The organism is Pseudomonas sp. GM33 (genome assembly GCF_000282295.1).
GTDB lineage: Bacteria > Pseudomonadota > Gammaproteobacteria > Pseudomonadales > Pseudomonadaceae > Aquipseudomonas > Aquipseudomonas laurylsulfatiphila.
Genome location: NZ_AKJO01000091.1, coordinates 40,174 through 50,601 on the forward strand (window position 1 = coordinate 40,174; position 10,428 = coordinate 50,601).

Below are 10,428 nucleotides of genomic sequence, written 5' to 3' on the forward strand. Positions count from 1 at the left end.
AGATTGGTTCTGGAGACTGTGCTAAAAAGGCTGCCATGCCGTGCTGGCCCTTGAGTATCAAGGGTTTCGAGCCGCCAATTACCCGCAAACGGACAATTTGATTCGTAAAGGCGACGCAGAGCATCTTATGGAACAGCACCCCAGCGCCTTGAAGGTCATGGTGATCGACGATTCGAAGACGATCCGTCGTACCGCCGAAACGCTGCTCAAGAACGTGGGTTGTGAGGTCATCACGGCCATCGACGGCTTCGATGCCCTGGCCAAGATTGCCGATAACCACCCCGGCATCATCTTTGTCGACATCATGATGCCGCGCCTGGATGGCTATCAGACCTGCGCTCTGATCAAGAACAACAGTGCGTTCAAGTCCACCCCGGTGATTATGCTGTCATCCAAGGATGGCCTGTTCGACAAGGCCAAGGGGCGCATCGTCGGCTCCGACCAGTTTTTGACCAAGCCTTTCAGCAAGGAAGAATTGCTCGATGCGATCCAGGCCCATGTACCTGGTTTCGCCGCTGTTTTGCCGCAGTAGGACACGCACAGTGACGCTCGGCCATCGGGCCCTGCGTCGACAAGAATGGGGAAGACCATGGCACGTATTCTGATCGTCGATGATTCGCCGACCGAAATGTACAAACTGACCGGCATGCTGGAAAAGCATGGTCATGAAGTCTTGAAAGCCGAAAACGGCGCCGACGGCGTGGCCCTGGCCCGCCAGGAAAAGCCCGACGCCGTCCTGATGGACATCGTCATGCCCGGCCTCAATGGCTTCCAGGCAACACGCCAGTTGACCAAGGACCCGGAAACCGGACACATCCCGGTGATCATCATCACCACCAAGGACCAGGACACCGACAAGGTCTGGGGTACGCGCCAGGGCGCCAAGGACTACCTGACCAAACCGGTCGATGAAGAGACCCTGATCAAGACCCTGAACAACGTGCTGGCCGGTTGATCGTCAAGCCATGAACGAGTCGCTGACGGCTTTCGAACTGCTGCTGCAGATCGACCAGCGCTGTCGTTTGCTGGCGGCGGACTTGCCGTCCCAGCCGACCCGTCGGGACAGCTGGAGCGGCATCGGTTTTCGCCTGGGCGAGTACTGGTATGTCGCGCCCATGAGTGAGGTCAGCGAAGTCTTGCATGAGCCGCGACTCACTCAGCTGCCGGGGGTCAAATCCTGGGTCAAGGGTGTCGCCAACCTGCGCGGGCGATTGCTGCCGGTCATGGATCTGAGCGGTTTCTTCGGGCACGAACTTTCGGCGGTGCGCCGGCAGCGCCGGGTGTTGGTGGTGGACCACGATGAGGTGTTTGCCGGGTTGCTGGTCGATGAAGTCTTCGGCCTCCAGCACTTTGCCCGGGGCAGCCTGGAGCCGGTGCCGGCAGACGCGTTGAAGGGGCCGGTGGCGGCATTCGTCAAAGGCCGGTTTCAGCGCGGGCAGTGCTGGCAGGTGTTCAGCCCGTTTGCGTTGACGCGGTCTCAGGGGTTCATGAACGTCGCGATTTAACCGGAAAACCAGGGAACCTTGTGGGAGCGAGCTTGCTCGCGATGACGGACTTGCAGCCAACATTGATGTCGACTGACACAACGCAATCGCGAGCAAGCTCGCTCCCACAGGTTTCCTGGCAAGCGCAAAAGTGGGTTAACAGGCGAGGACCGATGATAAAAACAAAAGCAGGCAAGCCAATGGAAGGGTCGCGCAGCCGGTCGCAGATCATCGTGCTGTTTATCGCGCTGATCGTCTTCATCATGCTGCTGTTCGCCAACTTCGCGTACCTCAACACTCAGGCTACCTACGACAAACAGTACATCGGCCACGCCGGCGAACTGCGCGTGCTGTCCCAGCGTATCGCCAAGAACGCCACCGAAGCGGCCGCCGGCAAGGCTGCCGCGTTCAAGTTGCTCAGCGATGCGCGCAACGATTTTGCCCGGCGTTGGGGCTATCTGAAGAAGGGCGACCCGGCCACCAGCCTGCCACCGGCCCCCGCCACCGTGCGTCCAGAGATGCGCGCGGTGCAACAGGACTGGGAACACCTGCTGAAAAACACCGACGCGATTCTCTCCAGCGAGCAAACCGTACTGTCCCTGCATCAGGTCGCCGCGACGCTGGCTGAAACCGTGCCGCAATTGCAGGTCGAGTACGAAAAAGTCGTCGAGATCCTCCTGCAACGGGGCGCCCCGGCAGCCCAGGTGGCCATGGCCCAGCGCCAATCGCTGCTGGCCGAGCGGATCCTCGGTGCGGTCAATACGGTATTGGCCGGCGACGAAAACTCACAGCAGGCCGCCGATGCGTTCGGGCGTGACGCGACGCAGTTCGGCAAGGTGCTCAACGGCATGCTCCAAGGCGACCCGGCGCTCAAGGTCAGCCAGGTCGAAGACCACGACGCCCGTGCGCGACTGGCGGAAATCGCCGAGCTGTTCGAGTTCGTCTCGGGCTCGGTGGACGAGATCCTCGAAACCTCGCCTGAGCTGTTCAAGGTCCGTGAATCGGCCTCGAACATTTTCAGTCTGTCGCAAACCCTGCTCGACGAAGCCTCACACCTGGCCAGCGGTTTTGAAAACATGGTCGGCGGGCGCACCACCGACACCATAGGCGGTTATGTGCTGGGCTTGCTGGCGCTGGCTTCGATCATCCTGATCGGCCTGGTGATGGTGCGCGAAACCAATCGCCAGCTGCGCGAAACCGCCGAAAAAAACGAGCGTAACCAGAACGCGATCATGCGTTTGCTCGACGAGATCGAAGACCTGGCCGACGGCGACCTCACGGTGACGGCCTCGGTGACGGAAGACTTTACCGGCACCATCGCCGACTCGATCAATTACTCCGTCGACCAGTTGCGCGATCTGGTCGCGACCATCAACCTCACCGCCGGCCAGGTCGCCGCCGCCGTGCAGGAAACCCAGGCCACCGCCATGCACCTGGCCCAGGCTTCGGAGCATCAGGCCCAGCAGATTTCCGAGGCTTCGATGGCGATCAACGACATGGCCGAGTCCATCGACCAGGTGTCGGCCAACGCCGCTGAATCTTCGGCGGTTGCCGAACGCTCGGTGGAAATCGCCAACAAGGGCAACGAGGTGGTGCACAACACCATCCACGGCATGGACAACATTCGCGAGCAGATTCAGGACACCGCCAAGCGCATCAAGCGTCTTGGCGAGTCGTCCCAGGAAATCGGCGACATTGTCAGCCTGATCGATGACATTGCCGACCAGACCAACATCCTCGCCCTCAACGCGGCCATCCAGGCGTCCATGGCCGGCGACGCCGGTCGCGGTTTCGCCGTGGTGGCCGATGAAGTGCAGCGGCTGGCCGAGCGCTCGTCCGCCGCCACCCGGCAGATCGAGACCCTGGTGCGGGCGATCCAGACCGACACCAACGAAGCGGTCATCTCCATGGAGCAGACGACGACTGAAGTGGTGCGCGGCGCCCGTCTGGCGCAGGATGCCGGTGTGGCCCTGGAAGAAATCGAGGGTGTGTCGAAGACGCTCGCGGCGCTGATCCAGAGCATCTCCAATGCCGCGCAGCAGCAGACGTCGTCGGCCGGACAGATTTCCCTGACGATGAACGTGATCCAGCAGATCACCTCGCAGACGTCGTCGGGTTCCACCGCCACGGCCGACAGCATCGGCAACCTGGCTAAAATGGCCAGTCAGTTGCGTCGTTCGGTGTCCGGTTTCACCTTGCCGGATGCCAAGGCGCAGGTTGTGGACAAAGCTTGAACCGCCCATGGGTATCTGAATTGTGATTGGAGTGGTTATGGGTGATCGGCACGACTATGTGGCCCTCGAGTGGGTCAAGGGCGAGATTGCCGAAACGCTGAAACAGGCTCATCACGCGATTGAAAACCTGCTCGATGACCCGCAGGCGACGCACGCGCTGGATGAATGCCTTGCGTGCATCCATCAGGTCCACGGCAGTTTGCAGATGGTCGAATTCTACGGTGCGGCATTGCTCGCCGAAGAAATGGAACAACTGGCCATGGCCTTGCAGGGCAACCGTGTCAGCCATCGCGACGAGGCGTTGCACCTGTTGATGCAGGCCCTCGGGCAGTTGCCGATCTACCTGGACCGGGTGCAAGGTGCGCGCCGCGATTTGCCACTGGTGGTGTTGCCCCTGATCAACGACCTGCGCAGCGCCCGTGGCGAAAGCCTGCTGTCGGAAACCAGCCTGTTCAGCCCGCAATTACCCGAGTTGCCTGCGCTGGACGCAGAAACCCTGGCGCAGCTTGAGCCGGCCGAATTGCCCAATGTGCTGCGCAAACTGCGGCAGATGCTGCAAATGGCGTTGGTCGGGTTCCTGCGTGAGCAGGACAACGAAACCAACCTCGACTACCTGGCCAAGGTCTTCACCCGCCTCGAAGCACTGTGCGCCAATGCACCCCTGAACCCGCTATGGCAGGTGGCCTCGGCGCTGGTCGAAGGCATGCAGGGCGGTGCGATTGCCAACAGCCCGGCCTTGCGCAGCCTGTTCAAGGACGCCGACAAGGAACTCAAGCGCCTGCTCGAAGAAGGCATGCGCGGCATCAACCAACCGGCGCCACCGGAGCTGCTCAAGAGTTTGCTGTTCTACATTGCCAAAGCCGAACATCCCACCGGGCAGATGCTGACCATGAAAGAACGCTACTCACTGGACGACGCGCTGCCCGACAGCGCGATGGTCGATGAAGAACGCGCGCGGCTGGCCGGTCCCGACCGTGACGCCATGCGCTCGGTGCTGGCAGCGCTGTGCGAAGAGCTGGTGCGGGTCAAGGAGCGCCTGGATCTGTTCGTGCGCAGTGACCGCCAGCACACCGCTGACCTCGACAGCCTGCTGGCGCCGCTGCGGCAAATCGCCGATACCCTGGCGGTCCTGGGCTTCGGCCAGCCGCGCAAGGTGATCATCGACCAATTGGCGGTGGTGCTCAGCCTCGCCCAGGGCCAGCGCGAACCCAACGATGCGATCCTCATGGACGTTGCCGGGGCCCTGTTGTACGTCGAGGCGACGCTGGCCGGCATGGTCGGAACCGTGGAGCCGGAGAGCCAGGATGACAACCGCCTGCCGACCACCGACCTGACGCAGATCCATCAGATCGTGATCAAGGAGGCCCGCATCTGTTTGCAGCAGGCCAAGGACATGATCGTCGACTACATCGACGCCGACTGGGACCGCCAGCATTTGCAGGCGCTGCCGGCCTTGCTGACCCAGGTACGCGGCGCGCTGGCGATGATTCCGTTGAGCCGGGCGGCGAGCCTGGTCGACACCTGCAATCACTTCATTCGCGAGCACCTGTTGCTCGAGCCGGGTCAGCCGGGCTGGCAGGAGCTGGACAGCCTGGCCGACGTGATCACCAGCATCGAGTACTACCTCGAGCGCCTCGGCGATGACCCGCAGGCGCAGGGTGAAAACCTGCTCGATGTCGCGGAAAAGAGCCTGGCGAACCTAGGGTTTTTCCCCAGTGAGCAGCATGTGCCCGTGCTGGACGAAGTGCTCAACCCGAGCGAAGCGCAGGTCATGCAGATGATGCAGGAGCTGGATGACCCGCAGATCGTCCAGACCCTGGCCGATGTGCTCGCCAGCCCGGTTTCGAGCCTGAACCCGCCTGCCCTGGACACCCCGGGCAGCCTGCTGCCGCCACCCCCGGGCGAAGAGCCGGTGGACGAGGAACTGCGTGAGGTGTTCCTTGAAGAGACCGACGAAGTCCTGGAAATCCTGCGCGAGTATTTGCCGCGCTGGTCGGTCAACCCTGACAACCGCTCGGCCCTGAGCGAACTGCGCCGCGCTTTTCATACCCTCAAGGGCAGTGGCCGCATGGTGCGTGCCCTGGTGCTGGGCGAGCTGGCCTGGGCCGTGGAAAACCTGCTCAACCGCGTCCTGGAAAACAGCGTGGAGCCGGGCGCTACGGTGCAGCAACTGATCGGCGAAGTGCTGCAACTGCTGCCGGAGCTGGTGGCGGAATACGCCGCCAATGCCCAGCGCCAGCGCAACGATGTCGACCAGTTGGCCGCCCGCGCCCATGCCTTGGCCAAGGGCGACGAACCGGTGTCCGATGAGGATACGCAGGATGTCGCGGCCCTCGACCCGCTGTTGCTGGAGATCTTCCGCAAAGAGGCGCAAACCCATTTGGGCAGCCTCAATCGCTTCCTCGATCAGGCCGCCGAGCACGTGCCGTTGCAGGCCAGCGACGAATTGCAGCGTGCCTTGCACACCCTCAAGGGCAGTGCCTATATGGCCGGTGTCTTGCCGATTGCCGAACTGGCCGCGCCGCTGGATCAACTGGCCCGGGAATACAAGGCGCACCTGATCGCGCTGGACCTGGACGAAGTGGAATTGCTGCTGGAGGCAGAAGGGCTGTTCCGCCTCGGTTTGCGCCAGCTCAAGTCCGATCCGCTGGCGAAAATTCCTGGCGCCCGGGATTTGACCGAGCGTGCCAAAGCGCTGCTGGCCGAGCGCCTGGAAAACCTGCTGAGCACACCGAACACCGGGTTGCGGGTCAAGCGCGATCCGCAACTGATCAACAACTTCCTCGCCCAGGGCATGGACATCCTGTTGGACGCCGAGAGCCTGCTGCAACGTTGGCAGCAACACCCCGGCGAACGCCAGGAACTCAGCGCGCTGCTGGATGAATTGACCACCCTCGGCGAAGGCGCCCACCTGGCCGACCTGCACCCGGTGGATGAGCTGTGCGAGGCGTTGCTCGACCTCTATGGTGCCGTGGAAGAAAGCAGCCTGGCGGTCAGCGAGCGGTTTTTCCATGAGGCTCAGGGCGCCCACGAAGCGCTGATCAATATGCTCGACGAACTGGCCGCCGGTCAGGAAGTCAGCCCGCAGCCGCAACGGGTCAGGGCCTTGCGCGAGTTGCTCGACGAGAGCCTCGACCCGTCGGCCATGGGCTTGATCCGCAGTGATGGCAGCCGCACCCTGAGCATCCGCGAATTGGGAGCTGCCACCGCCGATCTAGAGCACACGCTACCCCCTGTAGGAGCGAGCCCGCTCGCGATGGGCGCTAACGATGCCGCGTTATCATTGGATAAACGCGGCGCCGGTGAGACCATCGCGAGCGAGCTCGCTCCTACAGGAGAGGGGCGCGAACTGGACGACGAGATCGTCGCGATTTTCCTTGAAGAAGCGGTGGATATCCTCGAAAGCGCCGGTCAGGCCTTGCAGCGCTGGTTGCGCGACTCGGACAACGCCGCGCCGCTGTCGTCCCTGCAACGGGATTTGCACACCCTCAAAGGCGGCGCGCGCATGGCCGAGGTCGGGCCGGTCGGTGATCTGGCTCATGAACTGGAAAGCCTTTACGAAGGCCTGGTGGATCGTCGCTACGCCTACAGCGACTCATTGGCGGTGCTGTTGCAGCAGAGCCATGACCGCTTGGCGCAGTACCTTGACCAGCTACGGCACAGCCAGCCCTTGGGCGATTGCGCTGAGCTGATCGAGGCCATTCGCGCCTACCGGCAGGGCCACTCGGGCGCCGCCGAGGTCAGCGAACTGGCGGCCACCAATGACTCGGTCGCCCATGATCCGGAGTTGCTGGAGATCTTCCTCGAGGAAGGTTTCGACATCATCGAAAGCTCCGGTGCGGCGCTGGAGCGCTGGCAGGCCCAGCCTTCGAGCCGTCAGGAAGTGGAAACCCTGCTGCGCGACCTGCACACCCTCAAGGGCGGCGCGCGCATGGTGGAAATCGCCGCGATTGGCGACCTGGCCCATGAGCTGGAATTCCTCTACGAAGGCCTGTCCACCGGCGTGCTGCAACCGACGGCGCCGTTGTTCGCGCTGTTGCAACGCAGCCATGACCGCCTGGCGCAGATGCTCGACGCGGCTCGCGCCGGTGAGCCGATGCCGCCCGCCGACCGTTTGATCGATGCGATCAAGAACTTCAGCCACCCAGCCGTGCCCGAAGCGCTCGCGCCGGTTGCGTCGCCGGCCACGCCCAAGGCCGAGCCACTGACGCCGCCGTCCGATGCCGGCGCCGACATGGTCAAGGTCTCGGCGGAACTGCTCGACGATCTGGTCAACCTGGCCGGTGAAACATCGATCTTCCGTGGTCGGATCGAACAGCAGGTCAACGATGCGCACATTGCCCTGAGCGAAATGGAGACCACCATCGAGCGCATGCGCGACCAGTTGCGCCGCCTCGATACCGAAACCCAGGGGCGGATCCTCAGCCGCCAGCAAGTCGACGCCGAACGCCTGGGCTATGAAGAGTTCGACCCGCTGGAAATGGACCGCCACTCGCAATTGCAGCAACTGTCCCGCGCGCTGTTCGAATCGGCCTCTGACTTGCTCGACCTCAAGGAGACCCTCGAGCGACGCAATCAGGACACGGAAAACCTGCTGCAACAGCAGGGCCGCATCAACACCGAGTTGCAGGAAGGGCTGATGCGCACGCGCATGGTGCCATTCGAACGCATGCTCCCGCGGTTACAGCGCATCGTCCGCCAGGTGTCCAGCGAGCTGGGCAAGGACGTGGATTTCATTGTCGATAACGCCGAAGGCGAGATGGATCGCAACGTGCTTGAACGCATGGCCGCGCCGCTGGAACACATGCTGCGCAACGCCGTCGACCACGGCCTGGAGTCCGTCGAAGCGCGGCTGGCGGCGGGGAAGCCGGCCAAGGGCAAGATCACCCTCGATCTGCTGCGCGAAGGCGGCGACATCATTTTCGACATTCGCGACGACGGCGCCGGTGTGCCGCTGGACGCGGTGCGGCGCAAGGCGATCAAGCGCGGCATGCTCGCCCCGGACAGCGTCATCAGTGATCACGACGTGTTGCAGTTCATCCTGCAACCGGGGTTTTCCACGGCCGAGAAAATCACCCAGATCTCCGGTCGCGGCGTCGGCATGGACGTGGTGCATGAAGAGGTGCGGCAACTGGGCGGCACCATGAGCATCGACTCGGTGCCGGGGCAGGGCGTGCATTTCCGCATTCGCCTGCCGTTTACCGTATCGGTCAACCGGGCGCTGATGGTGCAGTGCGGTGAGGATCAATACGCGATCCCGCTCAATACCATCGACGGTATCGTTCGCGTCTTGCCCAATGAGCTTGAAGGCTATTTCCGTTTCGATTCGCCCACCTACGAATACGCCGGGCAACGTTACGAGCTGTGCTACCTGGGTGAGCTGCTGAAAACCATCCCGCGCCCGAAACTGTTGGGCCAGAGCCTGCCATTGCCGGTGCTGCTGGTGCAGTGCAACGAACGTCACATCGCGGTGCTGGTGGACGCCATGGCCGGCACTCGCGAGATCGTGGTCAAGAGCCTGGGGCCGCAATTTGCGGCACTGCAAGGGGTGACCGGGGCGACGATTCTCGGCGATGGTCGGGTGGTGTTGATTCTGGATCTGCTGGCGCCGATCCGCGCCATGCAGGCCCGCGTACCCCAACATCCCGCGGGGCAGGAGATCGAGGTCGAACCGCATCGGCCGTTGCTGGTGATGGTGGTCGACGACTCGGTCACCGTGCGCAAGGTCACCAGCCGCTTGCTCGAACGCCACGGCATGAACGTGCTGACCGCCAAGGACGGGGTCGATGCCATGTTGCTGCTGGAAGAGCACATGCCCGACCTGATGCTGCTGGACATCGAGATGCCGCGCATGGACGGCTTCGAGGTCGCGACCCAGGTGCGCAACGACGAACGCCTGCAGCACCTGCCGATCATCATGATCACCTCCCGCACTGGGCAGAAACACCGCGATCGCGCCATGGCCATCGGCGTCAACGACTACCTGGGCAAGCCGTACCAGGAATCGGTGCTGCTCGAAAGCATCGCCTTTTGGAGCAAGACCCATGCTTGAACACCGCACCAGCAACCTCACCGGCCTGCTGCTGCCGTTGGCCGACCGCAACCTGATCCTGCCCAACGTCGCCGTGGCCGAGCTGATCGATTACCAGCAACCGGGGACTTTCGATCTCGACACACCGCCGTGGTACCTGGGCCTGGTGACATGGCGCGAACGGCAGATACCGCTGCTGAGTTTCGAATCGGCCTGCGGGCAGAAAATCGTCATCGGTGAACGCGCGCGGATCGTCATCCTCAACGCCCTTGGCGGGCGCCCCGAACTGAAGTTCATCGCGCTGCTGGTGCAGGGAATTCCGCGCTCGTGCAAGCTCGACAGCCAGTTGAGTTACGTGGATGTGCCGTTGTGTGCGCTGGAGCAGGCGGCGGTGCAGGTGGGGGAGCAGGTGGCCAAGGTGCCGGATCTGTTGGCGCTGGAGGCGTTGTTGGTGGATGCCGGGTTGGCTAACTGATCGCTGCCTTGCGTTGACTGCACCGGCCTCTTCGCGGGCAAGCCCGCTCCCACAGTGTCCGTGTGTTGCCCAAATTCAACGGCAACCACTAACCCTGTGGGAGCGGGCTTGCCCGCGAAGAGGCCAGCATGAGCGACGCAGATCTCGATCATTAACCTGAGCGTAACGATCCACCACTCTGCTTGATTGATGCCCCCACCCAAC

The 10,428-nt window shown here is 62.8% G+C and carries 6 protein-coding genes; all 6 read left to right on the top strand.

The annotated features are described in order from the left end of the window. The first annotated feature begins 127 nt into the window (after nt 1–127). The 6 genes from pilG (at nt 128) to PMI26_RS12910 (ending at nt 10,224) form a co-directional block, all read left to right on the top strand. Nucleotides 128–532 carry a twitching motility response regulator PilG gene (gene pilG, locus PMI26_RS12935; RefSeq protein ID WP_007987791.1) on the top strand — a complete coding sequence of 135 codons (405 nt, stop codon included), beginning with the start codon at nt 128–130 and terminating at the stop codon, nt 530–532. A gap of 57 nt (nt 533–589) precedes the next feature. Continuing rightward, nucleotides 590–955 (top strand): twitching motility response regulator PilH, encoded by a 366-nt coding sequence (pilH, locus tag PMI26_RS12930; protein WP_007975417.1) that lies wholly within the window; start codon nt 590–592, stop codon nt 953–955. Between the two features lie 10 nt (nt 956–965). Then, nucleotides 966–1,505 (top strand): chemotaxis protein CheW, encoded by a 540-nt coding sequence (locus PMI26_RS12925; protein ID WP_007975418.1) that lies wholly within the window; start codon nt 966–968, stop codon nt 1,503–1,505. Between the two features lie 152 nt (nt 1,506–1,657). Next, on the top strand, nt 1,658–3,718 hold the full coding sequence (locus tag PMI26_RS12920) for a methyl-accepting chemotaxis protein (protein ID WP_033047955.1): 2,061 nt from the start codon (nt 1,658–1,660) through the stop codon (nt 3,716–3,718). A 37-nt stretch (nt 3,719–3,755) separates the two neighbouring features. Continuing rightward, the gene (locus PMI26_RS12915) at nt 3,756–9,770 is read left to right on the top strand and encodes an Hpt domain-containing protein (RefSeq protein WP_007975420.1); all 6,015 of its coding nucleotides are present in this window, start codon (nt 3,756–3,758) and stop codon (nt 9,768–9,770) included. After that, entirely contained in the window at nt 9,763–10,224 is a 462-nt protein-coding gene (locus PMI26_RS12910) for a chemotaxis protein CheW (RefSeq protein ID WP_007975421.1), read from the top strand. Before PMI26_RS12915 ends, PMI26_RS12910 begins: the two co-directional genes overlap by 8 nt. The last annotated feature ends 204 nt before the right edge of the window (nt 10,225–10,428 follow it).

Coding starts and splice junctions, on each gene's coding strand:
- pilG (WP_007987791.1), top strand. CDS start 128: ATGGAACAGCACCCCAGCGCCTTGAAGGTCATGGTGATCGACGATTCG.
- pilH (WP_007975417.1), top strand. CDS start 590: ATGGCACGTATTCTGATCGTCGATGATTCGCCGACCGAAATGTACAAA.
- PMI26_RS12925 (WP_007975418.1), top strand. CDS start 966: ATGAACGAGTCGCTGACGGCTTTCGAACTGCTGCTGCAGATCGACCAG.
- PMI26_RS12920 (WP_033047955.1), top strand. CDS start 1,658: ATGATAAAAACAAAAGCAGGCAAGCCAATGGAAGGGTCGCGCAGCCGG.
- PMI26_RS12915 (WP_007975420.1), top strand. CDS start 3,756: ATGGGTGATCGGCACGACTATGTGGCCCTCGAGTGGGTCAAGGGCGAG.
- PMI26_RS12910 (WP_007975421.1), top strand. CDS start 9,763: ATGCTTGAACACCGCACCAGCAACCTCACCGGCCTGCTGCTGCCGTTG.